Raw genomic sequence first — 17,859 nt, forward strand, 5'->3', positions numbered from 1 at the left:
GGCGCCGGGGCACGCACCTCGCCGCGTTGTCGTCGGTCGCCAATGCTCCGCAGTGGCTCCCTCCTCCGCCTTGCGATGCACGCACCCCAACGCCGCCCCGCCCGCCCTCCGGGCGGACGACGGGAGTTTGAAGACAGGCCCCGGGGCCGCCTCGCCTGCGGCCCCAGTATCGGCACTGGCGGGGATCGGCGCCTCCCGGGGCCGGGGGACGCCGGGTGTCCGGAGGCTCGGCGGATCGGCGCCTGCTCGCCGGGGCGCGGAACCCGGGGGCCGGGGCCGACGCGGTGCGCTCGGACGCGCGGACGCGCAGAATCGGTGGTGTCACCTGCCCGCGCCGCCCGGCAGCGGCGCGGCCCGTGCGGCGGGCCCGGAGATTGAGTCGAACGGCCCAAGCGCCGCGCCGGCCCCCGGAGGCACGGTGGAGGCTGACCGGCAGCCCGGCTGACCCCAGGAGGTGGCCATGTCCACCCGCGCCCTCGACGCCGCCACCGTGGAGGAACTCGTCTCCGCGGCGGCGGCCGCGCCCTCGATCCACAACAGCCAGCCCTGGCGCTTCCGGCTCCGGCCGGACACCTCGACCCTGGAGGTCCGGGCGGACCGCAGCCGCTCCGTCCCGGCGGCCGACCCGCAGGGCCGGGCGCTGCACCTCTCCGTCGGCGCGGCCGTCCTCAACCTGCGCGTCGCCGCCCGCCACCTCGGCCGGGCGCCCGAGGTGCGGCTGCTGCCCGACCCGGCTGAACCGGACCTCCTCGCCGCCGTCGGGCTGGCCGCCCCGGCGGCCGCGCCCGCCCCCGGCACCGAGCGGCTGTACGAGGCGATCCCGCGCCGCCACTCCAGCCGCGCCCCGTTCACCGGGGAGCCCGTCCCGCCGGCGGTCCTCGACGAGCTGGTCGAGGCCGCCCGGGCCGAGGACGCCACGCTCCGCCTGCCCGACCACGAGGAGACCGCCCGGCTGCTGGAACTGACCGCGGAGGCCGAGCGCCGCAACGTCACCGACGACGCCCAGCGCGGCGAGAGCCGCAGCTGGATCCACACGGGCGAGACGCCGCCGTTCGGCATTCCGGTCGACGCGCTCGGCCCGCAGGACCAGGCCGGGCGCCTGCCGATGCGCGACTTCTCCGCCATCCACGCCGCCGAGCACCGGGCCCCCGCCCCCTTCGAGGCGGAGCCGCGCCTCGCCGTCCTCACCACCGAGCACGACACCCCCGCGGACTGGCTGCGCGCCGGTCTCGCCCTGGAGCACGTCCTGCTCGCCGCCACCGTCCACGGCGTCCGGGCCTCCCTGCTGCACCAGGCCATGGAGTGGCCCTACCTGCGCTGGGAGGCCCGCGACCCGCACCAGGGCCCCGGCTACGTGCAGATCCTGATCCGCCTCGGCTACGGCCCGGAGGGCGCCGCCACCCCGCGCCTGCCGGTGGGCGAGGTGCTGGACCCCTCCTGAACGCCGGGGACCCGGGCCGCGAGCTGATCACGGCAATCCGGGAGATGCGGTGCGCGGTACGGGATCACCACCATGAGGGGGCGGCCCAATTCCCGCGCTCTCATGTCCCGAGGAGGCCAGGGTGACCACCGTCGAAGCGCCGACCGGCGCAGAACTCGTCGACCGTGCCACGAAGTTGATTCCCCTTCTGCAGAAACACGCACTGTGGTCGGACCAGAACCGCCGGCTGCACGACGAGGTCGTCGAGGCGCTGGCCGATGCCGGCTTCTACCGGATGCGCACGCCCGCGCGGTACGGCGGCTTCGAGTCCGACGCGCGGACGATGGTCGACGTGAGCGCCGAACTGGCGCGTGGCGACGGCGCGGTGGGGTGGACCACGCAGGTCTCGTGGATCCCCACCTGGATGGCGGGCATGTTCCCGGACGAGGTCCAGGACGAGGTGTTCTCCACGCCCGACGTGCGGCTCTGCGGCACGCTGAGCCCCACCGGCATGGCGACGCCGGTCGACGGCGGCTACACGGTCAACGGCCAGTGGGGCTTCATCAGCGGCGCCCTGCACAGCCACTGGCAGGAGATCATCGTCATGTCGCCGACCCCGGACGGCGGCATGCAGCCGCTGATGGGGCTGGTGCCGATGTCGGACCTGGCCATCGTCGACGACTGGCACGCCGCGGGCCTGCGCGGATCCGGCAGCGTCAGCACCGCCGCCCAGGACCTGTTCGTGCCGGAGGCGCGGATGATCCCGCTCGGCGCGATCCTCCAGGGGCAGTCCGCCTCGGTCGCCAACGCCGACTCGCCGATGTACCGGTCGCCGCTGCTCGGGGTCGCCACGGCCTCCTCCGTCGGCACGCCGCTCGGCCTCGCGCGGGCGGCCCGGGACGAGTTCATGCTGCGGCTGCCGAACCGGAAGATCACGTACACCGCGTACGAGGCCCAGCGGGAGGCGCCGATCACCCACCTCCAGGTGGCGGAGGCCGCGCTGAAGACCGACGCGGCGGAGTTCCACGGGCGCCGCACCGCGGACCTGCTGGACGCCAAGGGCGTCAGCGGCGAGAGCTGGACGCTTGAGGAGAGGGTCCGGGCCCGGGCCGACGTGGGCGCGGTCTGCCAGCTGGCCAAGGAGGCGGTGGACCTCCTCGCCGGCGCCAGCGGCGGCTCCTCGATCTACGAGACGGCGCCGATCCAGCGCGTCGCGCGCAACATCCAGGCGATCAACCTGCACGCGCTGATGTACCCCCAGACCGCGTACGAGCTGTACGGGCGGGTGCTCAGCGGCCTGGAGCCCAACTCCTTCTACATCTGACGGGTTCCGCCGCAGGTACCGACCCTGGAGATGATCACGTGAAGATCCTGAAGAAGTGGCTGCCGGCCATCGCCTCGGGGGTGCGCCGCCCCTGGGTGCTCCCGGCGATGGTCGTGGCCGATTCCTTCATCGCGTACTTCGTCCCGCCCTACCTGACGGGCGACCCGAAGAAGGCGCGGCTGCCCAACCTCCGCACGGACCTCAAGTGGCACTACCCGATGCTGGTCGCGCACGTCGCGACCGGCACGATCGCGATGGCCACCGTGCCCTTCCAGCTGTGGCCGGCGCTGCGCGAGAACTACCCGGGGCTGCACCGGTTCCTGGGCCGCGCCTACGTGTTCGGCGGCGTCATCCCGTCCGGCATCACCGCGCTGGTGATCACCCCGCTCGCCTCGGGGCCGGTCGGCAACGGGCTCGGCTCGGTGCTGTGGATGGGCAGCACCGTCGCGGGCTACCGCGCGGCGCGGCAGCACCGGTACGACGACCACCGGCGCTGGATGGTGTACAGCTTCGCGCTGTGCATGCAGATCATCGAGGGCCGGGTGATGCTGCTGACCCTGCCGCACCTGCCCAACTTCAAGCCCTCCTGGTTCCCGAAGATCCTGGAGACCGCCAGCTGGATCGGCATCCTGCTGAACCTGCTCGGCGCCCAGTGGTGGCTGGACCGGACGAAGCCGTCCGCGGCGGACCTCGCCAAGCTCGCCGAACTCGCGAACGTCACCGAGCTCGTGGAGATCGAGGACCTCGCCGAGCTGGCGAAGCTGGTCAGGAGCGTGGCGGCGGCGGCGCCCGACGCACTCGCGCTCCCGGAGTCGTGACGGCCATGCGGGCGACGGTGGTCCCGGGCGTCGGTGCCGCCTGGGCGACCAAGGAGATCCCCCGGCCCCACCCGGGGCCGGGGGAGGTCCTGATCCGGGTCCGGGCCTGCGGGATCTGCGTCAACGACGTCCTGGCGTCCAGGGGCGTGCTGCCGTTCCCGACGACCGACCCGGCCGTGCCCGGGCACGAGCCGGTCGGCGAGGTCGTCGAGGTCGGCGCCGGGGTCACCGCCCGCCGGGAGGGCGACCGGGTGGGCGTCACCTGGGTGCAGGCCGGCTGCGGTCGCTGCGCCTACTGCCGCCGCGGCCTGCCGCCCACCGGGCAGACCGCGCTCAACTGCGAGGCGCCGGTGACCACCGGGTTCACCGCCCAGGGCGGGCTCGCCGAGTACCTGGTCGCCCCGGCGGCCGCCACCGTCCTGCTCCCCGACGGACTGTCGTACGAGCAGGCGGCGCCGATGATGTGCGCCGGCTACACCGCCTGGAGCGCGCTGAGCGCCGCCGACGCCCGCCCGCACGAGCGCGTCGCCGTGCTCGGCATCGGCGCGGTCGGCCACCTCGCGCTGCAACTCGCCAAGGCCTGCGGGCTGGAGGCCGTCGCCATCACCCACTCGCCCGACAAGCACGACGTGGCAAGGGAGTTGGGGGCGGACCTGGTGGTCGCGGACGGCGCCGGGCTGCGCGCGGCGGGCGGCGCCGACGTCGTCCTGGCCACCGGCAGCTCCTACCGGGCCGCCTCGGACAGCCTGCGCGGCCTGCGGACCGACGGCCGGCTGGTGCTCAGCGGGCTCGACGCGGGCGGCGGCTTCGACCTGTCGCCCGCACGGCCGTTCTTCGCCCAGCGGCACCGGATCATCGGCTCCACGCACAACGGCCCCGCCCGGCTGGCCGAACTGCTCGAACTGGCCGCGGCCGGCCGCTGCGTCGCGATGACCGAGGTCTTCGAGGCCGACCGGGCCGCCGAGGCCGCCGAACGGGTCGCGGCCGGGCAGGTGCGGTTCCGCGCGGTGGTCGGCTACTGAAGGCCGCCCGCAGGGTGTCAACTACAGATTGGGGTAACGACCATGCGCGTCATACTGGCCTGTTGGCCGGCCACCGCCCACCTGCATCCCATGGTCACGCTCGCGTGGGCGCTCAAGAGCGCGGGCCACGAGGTCCGCGTCGTCTCGACGCCCGCGCTCAGCGGGGAGATCACCGCGACCGGCCTGTCCGCGGTCGCGCTCGGCGACCCGGACCGGATGCCGGTCCCGATGGGGCCGGGCAACCCGGACCTGCGCCGCCCGGCCGAGGCCATGGCGGACCTCGTCGACGCGCTGGCGGGCGACGATCCGACCGACCGGTTCACCTGGGAGTTCTTCCGGCAGTTCCTGCTGCCCTGCGTGTGGAACTTCCACCCCGCCGACGCGGCCACCGCCGTCGAGGTCTCCGCGGTCGACGACCTGGTCGCCTTCGCCAGGAGCTGGCAGCCGGACCTCGTGCTGTGGGAGCCGTGCTGGCCGTCCGCCGCGGTGGCCGCGCGGGTCGTCGGCGCGGCCCAGGCCCGGGTGCTGTGGGGCCAGGACCCGTTCGCCTGGGCCAGCGACCGGTGGGCGGAGCGGAAGGCCCTGCCGGGCTCGGAGCTCGGCGAGGACCCGATCGCCGCGTACGTGCGGCCGGTCGCCGAGCACTGCGGCGTCGAGGTCGACGACGAGCTGCTCTTCGGGCAGTGGACCATCGACCCGACCCCCACGACGATGCGGCTGCCCTCGTCGCGGTCGCGGATCTCGATGCGCTGGGTGCCGTTCAACGGCGCCGCGCCCGTTCCGGACTGGCTGCTCGAACCCCCGGCGCGGCCGCGGGTGGCGCTGTGCCTGGGCGCGTCCATGCGGCAGTTCGGCAAGGGCGAGGACGACCTCTCGATCGGGATCGGCCGGCTCATCTCGGACGTCTTCGAGGCCGTCGCGGACGCGGACGTGGAACTGGTCGCCACGCTCAACGCCGACCAGCTGTCCCGGCAGAGCAACATCCCGGACAACGTCCGCACCGTCGACTACGTCCCGCTCGACCTGCTCCTGCCGACCTGCTCGGCGCTGATCCACCACGGCGGCCTCGGCACCTGGGTGTCCGCGGTGCCCTACGCCGTCCCGCAGTTCGTCCCGGTCGAGCGGTGGGGCATCGCCTCGCCGATCTCCGGGGCGTACCTGACCGCGACCGGCTCCGGCATCGCCATGGAGCGCGCCGGCACCTCGGTGGCGGACCTGCGCAAGCAGCTGCTCCAGGTCGTCGAGGACCCGGCCTACCGGGCGGGCGCCGAGCGGGTGCAGCAGGACTGGCTGTCGGCGCCGAGCCCGCAGCAGCTGGTGCCGATGCTGGAGGCGCTCACCGAACGGAACAGGACCCGGCGTTAGGGTCGGACGACCAGAACGGCGCCGGACCGGTGGGCTTCCACCGGTCCGGCGCCGCTCTCATGCCGTCAGTCCAGCTCCGGGCCGTGGAAGCCGATCGTGTCCACGGTGAAGAGGCCGGAGCGCGGGGAGCGGAACACCAGGTACAGCGGCTCCGTCCCGCCCGGGTCGGTGACGGGCGCGACCGGCAGCTCGACGTAGCGGTCCAGGCCTCCCGTGTCGGGCACCTCGACCGACACCACGACCGGGCCCCCGGTCACGTGCGACTGCACCTCGATCACGCCGCCCGCGCCGGTGGAGGACACCCGGAGGCCGATCCCGGTGACGCCCGCGAGGTTGACCGGGTCGAACTTGATCCAGTCCCAGCCCCCGATGCCGCCCAGCCGGGAGCCGCCGTCCGCGTCGGCGTACGGCAGCGCCCGCACGCCGAACGACTCGTCGAAGGAGACCGCCGACCGCAGCGCGGGCTGCAGGACGCGGTGCGCCGCACCGGTCAGCGGCGGCACCGCGCCGGAGCCCGGGCGGGTGACCCGGGCGGTGAGGATCCCGATCCGGCCGGTGTCCGCGGCCCCCGCCGGGACGGTCAGCTCGCCCGAGGCGCCGGTGGCGGTGGCCAGCACCGGGCCGTCGACCACGGGCACGCCGTCCACCATGCGGCCGAGCGCGAACTCCACCACGACCGTCGACGGGTCGACCGGCGCCGGGGCGCCGTCGGCGTCGGGTACCGCGACCGCGTACGGGACGGTGCCGCCGAAGCGGAACAGCCGCCCCTCGACGGGCTCGGTGAAGACCGGCTCGGGCCTGGTCGCGCCCGCCGTGACGGTGACGTTCGCGGTCGCCGTGCGGCCGACCGGGTCGACGACCGTCAGCACCGCGGTGTGCACGCCCGGCTTCGTGTACCGGAACCGCACCGGCTCCGGACCGCTGGAGCCGGCCGCGCCGCCGCCCAGGCCCGGATCCCAGAAGTAGCTCAGCTCCCCGCCGCCGGGGCCGTGGCTGCCGGCGGGGGAGAACTCCACCTCCAGCGGCACCGGACCGCTGGTGGCGCTCGCGGTCACCACCGCCGTCGGCGCGTGGGTGCCGCCGGTGTGGTCGATCCGGTACAGCGCCGGTGCGCCGGTGCGGCCGCCCGCGTCCAGGACGTACAGCGCGCCGTCCGGGCCGAAGTCGACGTCCACCGGTTCGGCCGGCGCCAGCGAGCCGAGGAACGGACGGATCTCTCCGGGGCGGCCGTCCGCCTCGACGGCGATCTCCTTGATCCACCCGCGCTCGCGCTCGTAGCCGAAGAACCGGCCGTCGTACTCCGCCGGGAACCGGGCGTCGGACGACAGGTCCGCGTCGAAGCGGTAGACGGGGCCGCCCATCGGCGAGGCTCCCCCCTTGCGGGCCTCGAACGCGCCCTCGGCGTCGGAGTCGTAGCCGATCCAGTCCGGGGCGAGCGGCGGCAGCTGCGCCAGCCCGGTGTTGCGCGGGCTGTCGTTCACCGTCGCGGCGTACGGCCAGCCGTAGTTGCCCGGCCCGGTGATCAGCAGGAACCGGGCCCGCCCGCCGGGGCCGCGCTCCGGCTGCCCGGCGCCGGTGTCCGGGCCGTGGTCGCCGAGGAGGATCCGGCCGGTCGCGGTGTCCACCGAGAAGCGGGCGGGGTTGCGCAGGCCCATGGCGTAGATCTCCGGGCGGGTCGACGCCGTGCCGGGGGCGAACAGGTTCCCGGCCGGGATCCGGTAGCCGCCGTCGGGCTGCACGGCGATGCGCAGCAGCTTCCCGCGCAGGTCGTCGGTGTTGGCCGAGGTGCGCCGGGCGTCGAAGACCGGGGCGCGCCCGGGGCGTCCGTCGGCGGGGGAGAAGCCGTCGAAGGTGAACGGGGAGCTGTTGTCGCCGGTCGAGAGCAGCAGGTTCCCGTCGGCGTCGAAGCCGATGCGGCCGCCCAGGTTGGTCACCGCGCCCCGGTCGGCCGGGACGGTCAGGATCCGCTGCTCCCGGGTGAGGTCCAGGGTGCCGATGGTGGTCAGCGGCACCCGGGAGAGCTGGTGGTGGCCGACGAACGGCCGGAAGTCCGCCTCGGAGCCCTCCTCGGGGGCGGCGCCGGGCGGGGTGTCCAGCGTCGGCGCGTAGTACAGGTAGACCCAGTCGTTGGCGGTGAAGTGGGGGTCGACGGCGACGGCGAGGAGGCCGTCCCCGCCGTGGGTGTACACGGGCAGCCGGGCGGCCGTCGTGGTGACGCCGTCCGGAGACGTCAGCCGGACCACGCCGTCGCGCGCCGCGTGCAGCACCCGGCGGTCCGGCAGGACGGCCATGGCGGTCGGCTCGCCCAGGTCGTCCGGGCCCTCGGCGAGCGGCACCCGCTCGAAGTCGCCGTCCGGCTCGGTGGCCGGCCCCGTCCAGCCGCCGGTGTCCCGGCCCATCGCGAACAGGATTCCGCCGCAGAGGTGTTGACGGAACGCGGGATCGGCATAACTCTCGATGCTGTGGCCGAGGTTCGTGTACCAGGCACGCCCCGCGCCGACCCGGTGGCACCAGGCGATCGGATGGTCGTCGCCCATCGGCCCGAAACCGGGGTTGTAGCTGGCCTCGTCCAGGGTCGCGAGGACGTGCACGCGCTGGCGCGGTGACTCGTAGAAGTTCCACCACTCCTCGGCGAACTTCCATTCCCCCGGCAGGTGTTCGGTCGAGACGTGCCGGTCGTCCACGACCCGGACGATCGCCTCCTGGGTTTCCGGAAAACCCGGTCCGCGCGGCAGCGACCTGATGTAGGTGCCGACCAACTCGTCGTAGTACCAAGGCCAGTTGTTCTCCTGCCCGGCCGGGCCGTGCACCCCCACCCAGCCGCCGCCACCGGTGACATAGCGGCGGAACGCGGCCCGCTGCCGTTCGTCGAATACGACGCCGATGGTGTTCAGCCAGACCACCGCGTCGAACCGCACCAGGTTCGCGTCGGTGAACGCGGCCGAATCCTGGGTCTGTTCCACGGTGAATCCGTGTTCGGCGCCCAATTCCTCGATGGCCGCGATGCCGTACTCGATCGAGGCGTGTCGCAGATTGGGTGCGGTCTGATGAAAGATCAGGATCCTGTTGGTCGCCGGCACTCCGGTCCTCCTCGCGCGTCGGTGGTTCCTGCACCCGGTTCTAGCCGGTCCGGGCACGCTCACGCACCTTCGAGCGTGCGCGGTTCCCCCCCGAGGTTCGCATTCAGGGAGAAGCACCCGCGGATACGTCTCGGGCACATTGATGGCATCGGATACGAAGTCGCTGTTTCCAATGGAGGCAGATCCATGGCTCATCAGACTCTGCTGTCCGTGCGCGAGGACACCGCGCTACCGGGGCGATTCTCCCGGTCCGCAGCCATGAGGGATGCCGGTGCGGGTATGTCCACGGCGGAGTTCTCCGGATGGTTCGCCGGGCGCAGGTCGGCCAACCGGTTCCGGGTCGACCGGATTCCGTTCAACGCGTTGGAGGGCTGGTCCTTCGAAGAGGGGACCGGGAATATCGCCCACCGCAGTGGAAGATTCTTCACCGTCGAGGGACTTCACATCGTGGTCGGCAACGGCCCGTTCCCGGAATGGCAGCAACCCATCATCGTCCAGCCCGAGGTCGGCATCCTCGGCATCCTGGCGAAGGAATTCGACGGGGTCCTGCACTTCCTGATGCAGGCGAAGATGGAACCGGGCAATCCCAACCTGTTGCAGCTGTCGCCGACCGTCCAGGCCACCCGCAGCAACTACACCAAGGTGCACCGGGGCGCCGACGTCAAGTACCTCGACTACTTCACCGACCGCAACCGCAGCCGGGTGCTGGTCGACGTGCTCCAGTCCGAACACGGCGCGTGGTTCTTCCTGAAGTCCAACCGCAACATGATCGTCGAAGTGGACGAGGACGTGCCGGTCGGCGAGGACTTCTGCTGGCTGACGCTCGGTCAGATCGGCGAACTGCTGCGCCGCGACAACGTCGTGAACATGGACGCGCGCACCGTGCTCGCCTGCGCCCCGACCGCGCACGCGGAGGCCGGCGTGATGCACTCCGACATCGACCTGCTGTCCTGGTTCACCTTCGAGCGCTCCCGGCACGACGTCCGGGTCCAGCGGATCCCGCTGTCCCCGTTGCAGGGCTGGGAGCGCGGCGAGAGCTCCATCGACCACGAACTCAGCCGGTACTTCCGGGTGATGGCCGTGTCGGTGGAGGCGGGCAACCGGGAGGTGACCGGCTGGACCCAGCCGCTGTTCGAGCCCCGGGCGCGCGGCATCGTCGCCTTCGTGGTCCGGCGCTTCCAGGGCGTCCCCCACGTGCTGGTCCACTCCCGGGTGGAGGCCGGCTTCCGGGACACCGTCGAACTCGGGCCGACCGTCCAGTTCACCCCGGAGCACTACGCGCACCTGCCGGCGATGAGCCGCCCCCGCTTCCAGGAGCTGGTGATGGACATCGAGCCCGGCCGGATCCGCTACGACGCCCTGCACTCGGAGGAGGGCGGCCGGTTCTTCAACGCGGTCAGCCGCTACCTCATCATCGAGGCCGACGAGGAGCAGGCGCCGGCCCAGCCGCCGGCGGGCTACCTCTGGGTCACCCCGGGGCAGCTGAACTCGCTGGTCCGGCACGGGCGTTACGTCAACGTCCAGGGCCGGACCCTGCTGTCGGTCATCAACTCCGGAGCGGTCGAGCTGTGAGCGGGAACCAGCCGCGGGCCCTGAAGGCCCTCGTGCTCTCCGGCGGGGCCGGCACCCGGCTGCGCCCCTTCACCCACACCTCCGCCAAGCAGCTGGTGCCGGTGGCCAACAAGCCGGTGCTCTTCTACGGCCTGGAGGCGATCGCCGAGGCGGGCATCACCGAGGTCGGCATCATCGTCGGGGACACCGCCGAGGAGATCAGGGAGGCGGTCGGCGACGGCTCCACCTTCGGCCTGAAGGTGACGTACATCCCGCAGACCGCGCCGCTGGGCCTGGCCCACGCCGTGCTGATCGCCCGGGAGTACCTCGGCGACGACGACTTCCTGATGTACCTCGGCGACAACTTCATCGGCGGCGGCATGACCGGCCTCGTCGACGAGTTCCGGGCGCGGCGGCCGGACGCGCAGGTCGCGGTCACCAGGGTCGCCGACCCGCGGGCCTTCGGCGTGGCCGAACTCGGGCCCGACGGACGGGTGGTGGCCCTGGAGGAGAAACCCGCCGAACCCAGGAGCGACCTGGCCCTGGTCGGTGTCTACCTGTTCACTGCCGCCGTGCACGAGGCCGTACGGGCCATCGAGCCCTCGGCACGCGGCGAACTGGAGATCACCCACGCCTTGCAGTGGCTGATCGACCAGCGGCACGACGTCCGGGCCGGCCTGCTCTCCGGCTACTGGAAGGACACCGGGAGCGTCGCCGACATGCTGGAGGTCAACCGGGCCGTCCTGGAGCAGACCGAGGCGCGGGTCGACGGAGAGGTCGACGCGGAGAGCGAGCTGGTCGGACGGGTGCGGATCGAGCGCGGGGCCCGGGTCACCGGCTCGCGCATCGTCGGCCCCGCCGTGATCGGACCGGACACCGTGGTCTCCGGCTCCTACGTCGGCCCGTTCACCTCGATCTCCCGCGACTGCCGGATCACCGACAGCGAGATCGAGTTCTCGATCGTCCTGGACGGCTCCTCGGTGCGCGGCGCCCGCCGGGTGCACGCCTCGATCATCGGACGCAACGTCGAGGTGACACCCGCCCCGCGGGTGGCCGCCGCGCACCGGCTGGTCCTCGGAGACCACAGCAAGGTTCAGCTCCCCTGAGCGAACCGCGAGAAGACAGGCCCTGTTGATCCCCACAGAAGGGTGGAATTTGGTGGCGTACCGTGAGCGATTCCGCAGACTGATACCTGGCCTGGTGGTGATTTTGGTGGCCGCCTCGCTCTTCTTCGCCGCACGTGCCTCGGTCGCGGCGCCGGGGGGTGACGAGGTGGCGAAGCAGTACGGCTTCAAGGAGATGCCCATCGCCATGCCGCCCGGCTACGAGCAGAAGCCGATGAACACCGTCCGGGTGGTCAACCCGGCGTACCAGAAGATCCGTTCGTGGATCTCCTCGGTCGGGGCCAGCATCGCGATCAACGATGTCACCGGCCACGGCGTGGCCGACGGCATGTGCATCGTGGACACCCGCACCAACAGCGTGGTGGTGACCTACACACCGACCGCCCGGCCGGCCGACAGGTTCACGCCCTTCGTGCTCGACGGCGCGCCGCTGCCGATGGACGACGCCATGGCGCCCACCGGCTGCACCCCCGGGGACTTCAACGGGGACGGCCGGACGGACTTCCTGGTGACGTACTGGGGCCGCACGCCGATCCTGTTCATGGCGAAGTCGGACGCCACCACGCCCTCGGCGAGCGCCTACGTGCCGAGGGAGCTGCTGCCCTCGCAGTCCATCGACGGCAAGTACCACGGCCCGCGCTGGAACACCGACGCCGCCTACGTGGGCGACCTCGACGGCACCGGCCACCCCTCGATCGTCATCGGCAACTACTTCCCCGACTCGGACGTGCTCGACCCGAACGGCCTGAAGAACGTGGTGATGAACGACTCGCTGTCCAGCGCCAAGAACGCGGGCGGCGACCACGTCCTGCGCTGGTACGGCGGGACGGCGGGCACGGAGCCGACGGCCTCGTACATCGAGGAGAAGGACGCCATCCCGTACGACGCGTCGACGGGCTGGACGCTGGCCATCTCGGGTGCGGACCTGACCGGCGAGGGCCTGCCCGACCTGTACATCGCCAACGACTTCGGCCACGCGCACCTGCTGTACAACCGGTCGACGCCCGGGAAGATCCGCTTCACCGAGGCCAAGGGCGAACGCACCCCGACCACGCCCAAGTCCTTCATCCTGGGCAACGGTTCGTTCAAGGGCATGGGCGTCGACTTCGGCGACCTCCGCCGCACCGGCAAGTACGACATGATGGTCAGCAACATCACCGTCGCCTGGGGCCTGGAGGAGAGCAACTTCCTCTGGATCAACCAGGCGAAGGACGAGGACGAGATGCGGCGCAAGCTCGACGCGGGCGTCGCGCCGTTCACCCAGCAGGCCCAGGAGCACGGCGTGGCCTGGACCGGCTGGGGCTGGGACACCAAGATGGGCGACTTCCTCAACAACGGGGACCTCTCCATCCTCCAGTCCGACGGGTTCGTCAAGGGCAACATCGACCGCTGGCCGTGGCTGCAGGAGATGGCCATGACCAACGACGACCTGCTCTCCAACCCGGCGATGTGGCCCAACGTCCAGCCGGGCGACGACATCGCCGGTGACGAGGCGATCGCCTTCTACGCGAAGAGCCCCAGCGGCAAGTTCGTCAACATCAGCGAGGACCTGGGCATCGCGGTGAAGACCCCGACCCGGGCCATCGCCACCGGCGACACCACCGGCACCGGCGCGCTGGACTTCGCCGTGGCCCGCCAGTGGGGGCCGCCCGCCTTCTACTGCAACACCTCGCCGAACCGGGGCAACTACCTGAACCTGAACCTGTTCCGGCCGCTCGCGGACGGCGCCGGCGCGGGCCAGGGCCTGGTGAACACCGGCGTGCCCGCGTACGGCACCACGGTGAAGGTCACCACCCCGGACGGCACCCAGATCTCCCAGCTCGACGGTGGCGGCGGCCACAGCGGCTTCCGCAGCTTCGACGTGCGCTTCGGGCTCGGCTCCTACCAGGGGCCGGTCACCGTCAACCTGAGGTGGCGGGACGCGAGCGGCGCGCAGCACGAGAAGACGCAGCAGCTCACCGCCGGCCGCCACTCCCTCATGCTGAGCAGCGACGTCCAGGAGGTTTCGAGCCGATGACAGCCACCAAGGCGAAGGACCCCAGGTACCTCGCCCTGCGCAACTTCGCGATCTCGATCAGCGTGTTCAACGCCTTCGGCTACACCCTGCTGGGCTTCGAGCAGCCGTGGCTGTGGCCGTTCATCGCGGTGGCCACCGCCTACACCTGTGAGATCTGCTTCGAGCTGGTCAGCGCCTGGGCCCAGCGGCGCGCCCCCCGCTTCCGGGGGAACGGCTTCCGCGGGCTGTACGAGTTCCTGCTGCCGGCGCACATCACGGCCCTGGCCGTCAACATGTTGACCTACGGCAACAACCAGCTGCTGCCGCTGTTCTTCGGCGTGGTCATCGGCGTCGGCGGGAAGCACGCGTTGCAGGCCCCGATCGCGGGCCGGATGCGGCACTTCATGAACCCGTCGAACTTCGGCATCACGATGTCGCTGGTGTGCTTCGGCTCCTGGTTCAGCATCGCGCCGCCGTACGAGTTCACGGAGAACGCGAACACCTTCTTCCGGGTGATGATCCCGCTGATCATCGCCACGGCCGGAACGGTGATCAACGCCCTGCTCACCAAGCGGACCCCGCTGATCGTGGGCTGGCTCGGCGCCTTCGCCATCCAGGCCTTCATCCGGCACTGGATCTGGGACGTCGCGCTGTTCTCCGCGCTCGGTGCGATGACCGGTGTCGCCTTCGTGCTGTTCACCAACTACATGATCTCCGACCCGGGGACGACGCCGATGAAGGGCCGGGCGCAGTTCATGTTCGGCTCCTCGGTCGCCTTCGTGTACGCGATCCTCATGCAGTTCAACGTCGTCTACACGCTGTTCTTCGCGACCACGATCGTCTGTGGGCTGCGCGGGCTCGGCTGGTGGGTGGCGCACCTGATCAACCGGTCCCGGCAGGCGCGCGTCGTCGGCGCGGCGGCCGCCGACGAGGCGGCCGCCAGGCTGCCGAAGGCGGAGGCCGGGGCGGTCGCGGCCTGATCCGTCGAAGGGGCTTGTGGCGCCGACCGCGCGGTCGGCGCCACAAGCCCCTTTCCGCGTTCGCCGGCTACTGCCCGGCTGCCGAGGCCTCCGAAGCCTCCGAGGCCTCCGCCGGCGGGTCGAACGGCCCCCAGGTGAACGCGGGCAGCCATGGCCCGGGATCGGTGCTCCAGTCGAGGTCGGAGATCTGCCGGTGCGTCCGCCGCCCGGTGAGCGAGCGCAGCAGGTCGTGGCGGTGCCCGTGGACGGTGGCGCCCGGCTCGCCGTCACCGGCCTGCCACTGGCCGCCGGGCGTCTCGATCCGCAGCGCGGGCAGCCCGTGCTCGCGCACGGAGTTGGCGAGGCCGCGGACGACGAGGTCCAGCGAGGACGGGTAGGAGGGGTGGTCGTGGGGGACGGGCGCGCCCAGGGCCCGCCGGATGTCGAGCTCGTGGGTGAGGGCGTCCATCATCATCATGGTGTGGCGCAGCTGCGGGGTGGTGGTGACCACCTTGGCCATCGGGGCGTCCAACGCGGCCCACTCGGTGAGGAGTTCGTCCAGGGAGGCGTCGAAGCCCGCGTGCGGGACCTCCCACAGGTTGCCGGGGGCGTCGGCGGCGACGGCGCGGCCGATCGCCACCAGGTGGCCCACGGCGTCCAGGACGGTCCAGCCCGGACACGCGGGGACGGGGAGGCTCGCGGCCTCGGGCCGGCCGCCGGTCAACTCCGTGATGTTCTCCCGGGAGTTGCGGTAGGCGAGATGGTCGGGCCAGCGCTCCCACCGGTTGGCGGCGGGCGCCGTGGCGTCGTGGCGACGATCCGTGCTCATACGGGTTCTCCTCGGTCGGGGGTGTTCGTTGCCGGGCGTCGTGCGAAGCCATTGCATTCTGTCCGACGCGCTTTCGGCGTTGGGCGGCCGGTCCGCCGAGACAGCACTTCCGGAGATGCCCGAGCGCGGTCCGAGGCGGATTCTGACAGTGAAGTACTGCCTGACAGACGGGAGTTGTCGGAAATGACAGCGATAGCCAACCTGGACGCCTACTACGGCGAGTTCACCAGCGAGCAGGAGAAGGACGTCCTGAGCGTTCCGCTGCGACTGGTCGCCGCGTGGGCGCGCAACGACGCCGAGGGCGTTGCGGACTCCTTCACCGAGGACGGGATCCTGATCCTCCCGGGCGACGTGCTCAAGCGTGGCCGCGAGGAGATCCGGGTGTTCATGGCGGCCGCGTACGCCGGCCCCTTCAAGGGCACCGGCGTGACCGGCGCGCCGGTCGACGTCCGGTTCGCCAGCGACGACGTGGCGCTGATCCGCACCCACGGCGGCATCCTGGCGCCCGGCGAGACCGAGATCGCCGAGGAGCTCGCGGTCCGCTCCACCTGGGTGGTGGTCCGCACCGACGGCGAGTGGCGGCTCGCGGCGTACCAGAACAGCCCCCGCGGCGCCGGCGCGACCCTGCGCTGGTAGTCCGGACCGGTCCCGAATTCCACACCCCTGAACAGGAGATGAGAGGATGACGGAGAAGGCGGCGTCGCTGGTGACGCAGGCCAAGCAGTGGGCCTCGCGCTACGGCGAGTTCTCGAACGGAACCGAGGGCGCGGTGCTCACGGTGCCGCTGCGGGTGGGTGCGGCCTGGGCTTCGCATGACGCGGACACCCTCGCCGAGCTGTACACCGAGGACGGCAGCGAGCTGATCGGCGACATCCAGCTCCGGGGCCGCGAGGAGATCCGGGCCTACCTGGCCGAGGCCTTCGCGGGTTCGTACCGGGGCTCCCGGCTGGTCGACGAGCCCGTCGACATCAAGCTGCTCACCGCCGACGTGGCGGTGGCGGTCACCGAGGGCGGAATCGTTCGCGCCGGGGAGGAGGCGCCGGCCCCCGAGAACAGCTTCCGGGCGACCTGGGTGGTCGTCAGGAGGGACGGCGACTGGCGGCTGTTCAGCCACCAGACCAGCCCGCTGAAGGGCTGATCCGCGCACGCGCCGACCGCCCCGGATTCTCCTTGGTGTCCGGGGCGGTCGCGTCTCTCGACGCGGAGACGCGGAGGCGCACAGGCGCACAGGCGCGGGGGCGCGGAACGCAACCGTGGAGATGCCCGCCGGGAAACCGCGCCGGGAGCATGGAGAGGCCGGATTTCCGGTCCCGAACCGGGAGGGATCATGCCGACGACCTGGGGTTCGCTGCGCAGGCTGCTGCTGACGCCGCAACTGGCCGAGGTGACCTTCGCCCGCCGGGGGTTCCCGGTGACGCGCTCGCCGTCCACCGAACGGCTGGAGGCGGTGCCGCAGGCGGTGGTCTGCGGCTTCGAGTGGGGCATCGACGCCCGCTCCCAGTGGGAGCTGGAGCGCCGGTTGAGCCTCGTCGATCCGGAACAACGAGGGTTCGCCTACGAGGGCGCCACGATGGCCTTCACCATCCTGGACGCGACCGGCCGGGGCCGGCGGACCCGTGACCTGCTGACCGGCCCCGGCCAGCCGCACATCTTCCTGGCCTACATCGGCATCGGCTTCGCCATGGCGCGGCTGCCGCGGCCCCTGTGGAAGAAGGTGCTGCCCGACCTGGGCGGCATTCCGTACCACCCGACGATGAGCTGGCTCGCGGTCGACGGCTACGGCTTCGACCTCGCCTACTTCCACACCCGGCGCTGGGTGGACGAGCAGCGGGTGCCGGAGCCGTACCCCTGGCTGGGGGACTCCGGGTACTTCCCGCGGGCGGTGGACCAGGGGATCGGCCGGGCGCTGTGGTTCATCCACGGCGGGCAGCCGGTCCAGGTCGCCGCCGCCGTCCGGAAGTTCGCCGACCACCGGCACGCCGACCTGTGGAGCGGTGTCGGCCTGGCGGCGACCTTCGCCGGGGGCTGCCCGGCCGAGGGCCTGGTCGAGCTGCGCGGCGAGGCCGGCCCGCACCGGGCGCAGCTGGCCCAGGGCTCGGTGTTCGCGTCCAAGGCGCGGATCCACGCGGGCTTCGTCCCGGAGCACGGCGACCCCGCCTCGGTGGCGCTGACCGGTCTGTCGGCGGCCGAGGCCGCGGCACTGGCCGACGACTCGGCCGCCCACGAGGCCGGCCCGGACGGCGAGCCGGCCTACGAGGTGTGGCGGGCCAATGTCCGGGCCAGTTTCGGAGCCCTGGATTCCGCTCGCTGACCCGGACCGATCGCGGGGGTGAATTCGTCGCTTTCCGCAACACCCACATCAGGATGAACG

Annotated in this window: 14 protein-coding genes; 12 read left to right on the top strand and 2 right to left on the bottom strand. The window is 72.2% G+C overall.

Annotated elements, in window-relative coordinates; all coding sequences use genetic code 11:
* Positions 1–460 precede the first annotated feature (460 nt).
* The 5 genes from RZ50_RS27545 (at position 461) to RZ50_RS27565 (ending at position 5,949) form a co-directional block, all read left to right on the top strand.
* A complete protein-coding gene (locus RZ50_RS27545; protein WP_196948201.1) occupies positions 461–1,441 on the top strand; it encodes a nitroreductase family protein in 981 nt (326 codons plus the stop codon).
* A 121-nt stretch (positions 1,442–1,562) separates the two neighbouring features.
* A complete protein-coding gene (locus RZ50_RS27550) occupies positions 1,563–2,744 on the top strand; it encodes an acyl-CoA dehydrogenase family protein (RefSeq protein WP_196948202.1) in 1,182 nt (393 codons plus the stop codon).
* 38 nt (positions 2,745–2,782) lie between these two features.
* Positions 2,783–3,562, top strand: coding sequence for a DUF2306 domain-containing protein (locus RZ50_RS27555; RefSeq protein WP_196948203.1), 780 nt, complete (start codon positions 2,783–2,785; stop codon positions 3,560–3,562).
* Positions 3,563–3,567: 5 nt separating this feature from the next.
* Positions 3,568–4,584, top strand: a complete 1,017-nt coding sequence (locus RZ50_RS27560; RefSeq protein ID WP_196948204.1) for an alcohol dehydrogenase catalytic domain-containing protein — start codon at positions 3,568–3,570, stop codon at positions 4,582–4,584.
* Positions 4,585–4,626: 42 nt separating this feature from the next.
* Positions 4,627–5,949, top strand: coding sequence for a nucleotide disphospho-sugar-binding domain-containing protein (locus tag RZ50_RS27565; RefSeq protein ID WP_196948205.1), 1,323 nt, complete (start codon positions 4,627–4,629; stop codon positions 5,947–5,949).
* A 65-nt stretch (positions 5,950–6,014) separates the two neighbouring features.
* On the opposite strand, the gene RZ50_RS27570 is transcribed toward RZ50_RS27565, so the two are convergent.
* Positions 6,015–9,029, bottom strand: a complete 3,015-nt coding sequence (locus RZ50_RS27570) for a ThuA domain-containing protein (protein ID WP_196948206.1) — start codon at positions 9,027–9,029, stop codon at positions 6,015–6,017.
* Between the two features lie 186 nt (positions 9,030–9,215).
* Here RZ50_RS27570 and RZ50_RS27575 point away from each other — a divergent pair, with 186 nt between their 5' ends.
* The 4 genes from RZ50_RS27575 (at position 9,216) to RZ50_RS27590 (ending at position 14,680) form a co-directional block, all read left to right on the top strand.
* On the top strand, positions 9,216–10,601 hold the full coding sequence (locus RZ50_RS27575) for an NDP-hexose 2,3-dehydratase family protein (protein ID WP_196948207.1): 1,386 nt from the start codon (positions 9,216–9,218) through the stop codon (positions 10,599–10,601).
* Between the two features lie 20 nt (positions 10,602–10,621).
* Entirely contained in the window at positions 10,622–11,686 is a 1,065-nt protein-coding gene (locus tag RZ50_RS27580; protein ID WP_196948208.1) for a glucose-1-phosphate thymidylyltransferase, read from the top strand.
* Positions 11,687–11,783: 97 nt separating this feature from the next.
* Positions 11,784–13,721 carry a CRTAC1 family protein gene (locus tag RZ50_RS27585; protein WP_196948209.1) on the top strand — a complete coding sequence of 646 codons (1,938 nt, stop codon included), beginning with the start codon at positions 11,784–11,786 and terminating at the stop codon, positions 13,719–13,721.
* Positions 13,718–14,680, top strand: coding sequence for an enediyne biosynthesis protein (locus tag RZ50_RS27590; protein WP_254803075.1), 963 nt, complete (start codon positions 13,718–13,720; stop codon positions 14,678–14,680). Before RZ50_RS27585 ends, RZ50_RS27590 begins: the two co-directional genes overlap by 4 nt.
* A 67-nt stretch (positions 14,681–14,747) precedes the next feature.
* Here RZ50_RS27590 and RZ50_RS27595 read toward each other — a convergent pair whose 3' ends face one another.
* Positions 14,748–15,488: a maleylpyruvate isomerase family mycothiol-dependent enzyme gene (locus RZ50_RS27595; protein WP_196950192.1), complete on the bottom strand. Its 741-nt coding sequence runs from the start codon at positions 15,486–15,488 to the stop codon at positions 14,748–14,750.
* 183 nt (positions 15,489–15,671) lie between these two features.
* On the opposite strand from RZ50_RS27595, the gene RZ50_RS27600 reads away from it, so the two are divergent.
* The 3 genes from RZ50_RS27600 (at position 15,672) to RZ50_RS27610 (ending at position 17,799) form a co-directional block, all read left to right on the top strand.
* Positions 15,672–16,124 (top strand): SgcJ/EcaC family oxidoreductase, encoded by a 453-nt coding sequence (locus tag RZ50_RS27600; protein WP_196950191.1) that lies wholly within the window; start codon positions 15,672–15,674, stop codon positions 16,122–16,124.
* 46 nt (positions 16,125–16,170) lie between these two features.
* Entirely contained in the window at positions 16,171–16,626 is a 456-nt protein-coding gene (locus tag RZ50_RS27605) for an SgcJ/EcaC family oxidoreductase (protein WP_196950190.1), read from the top strand.
* A gap of 189 nt (positions 16,627–16,815) precedes the next feature.
* On the top strand, positions 16,816–17,799 hold the full coding sequence (locus tag RZ50_RS27610; RefSeq protein WP_196950189.1) for a DUF1702 family protein: 984 nt from the start codon (positions 16,816–16,818) through the stop codon (positions 17,797–17,799).
* Positions 17,800–17,859 lie beyond the last annotated feature (60 nt).

Source organism: Kitasatospora sp. SUK 42, assembly GCF_015776785.2.
Lineage (GTDB): Bacteria > Actinomycetota > Actinomycetes > Streptomycetales > Streptomycetaceae > Kitasatospora.

What these genes read in the sequence shown, in the direction of transcription:
- RZ50_RS27545 (WP_196948201.1), top strand. Translation starts at nt 461, where the DNA reads ATGTCCACCCGCGCCCTCGACGCCGCCACCGTGGAGGAACTCGTCTCC.
- RZ50_RS27560 (WP_196948204.1), top strand. Translation starts at nt 3,568, where the DNA reads ATGCGGGCGACGGTGGTCCCGGGCGTCGGTGCCGCCTGGGCGACCAAG.
- RZ50_RS27565 (WP_196948205.1), top strand. Translation starts at nt 4,627, where the DNA reads ATGCGCGTCATACTGGCCTGTTGGCCGGCCACCGCCCACCTGCATCCC.
- RZ50_RS27575 (WP_196948207.1), top strand. Translation starts at nt 9,216, where the DNA reads ATGGCTCATCAGACTCTGCTGTCCGTGCGCGAGGACACCGCGCTACCG.
- RZ50_RS27590 (WP_254803075.1), top strand. Translation starts at nt 13,718, where the DNA reads ATGACAGCCACCAAGGCGAAGGACCCCAGGTACCTCGCCCTGCGCAAC.
- RZ50_RS27595 (WP_196950192.1), bottom strand. Translation starts at nt 15,488, where the DNA reads ATGAGCACGGATCGTCGCCACGACGCCACGGCGCCCGCCGCCAACCGG.
- RZ50_RS27600 (WP_196950191.1), top strand. Translation starts at nt 15,672, where the DNA reads ATGACAGCGATAGCCAACCTGGACGCCTACTACGGCGAGTTCACCAGC.
- RZ50_RS27605 (WP_196950190.1), top strand. Translation starts at nt 16,171, where the DNA reads ATGACGGAGAAGGCGGCGTCGCTGGTGACGCAGGCCAAGCAGTGGGCC.
- RZ50_RS27610 (WP_196950189.1), top strand. Translation starts at nt 16,816, where the DNA reads ATGCCGACGACCTGGGGTTCGCTGCGCAGGCTGCTGCTGACGCCGCAA.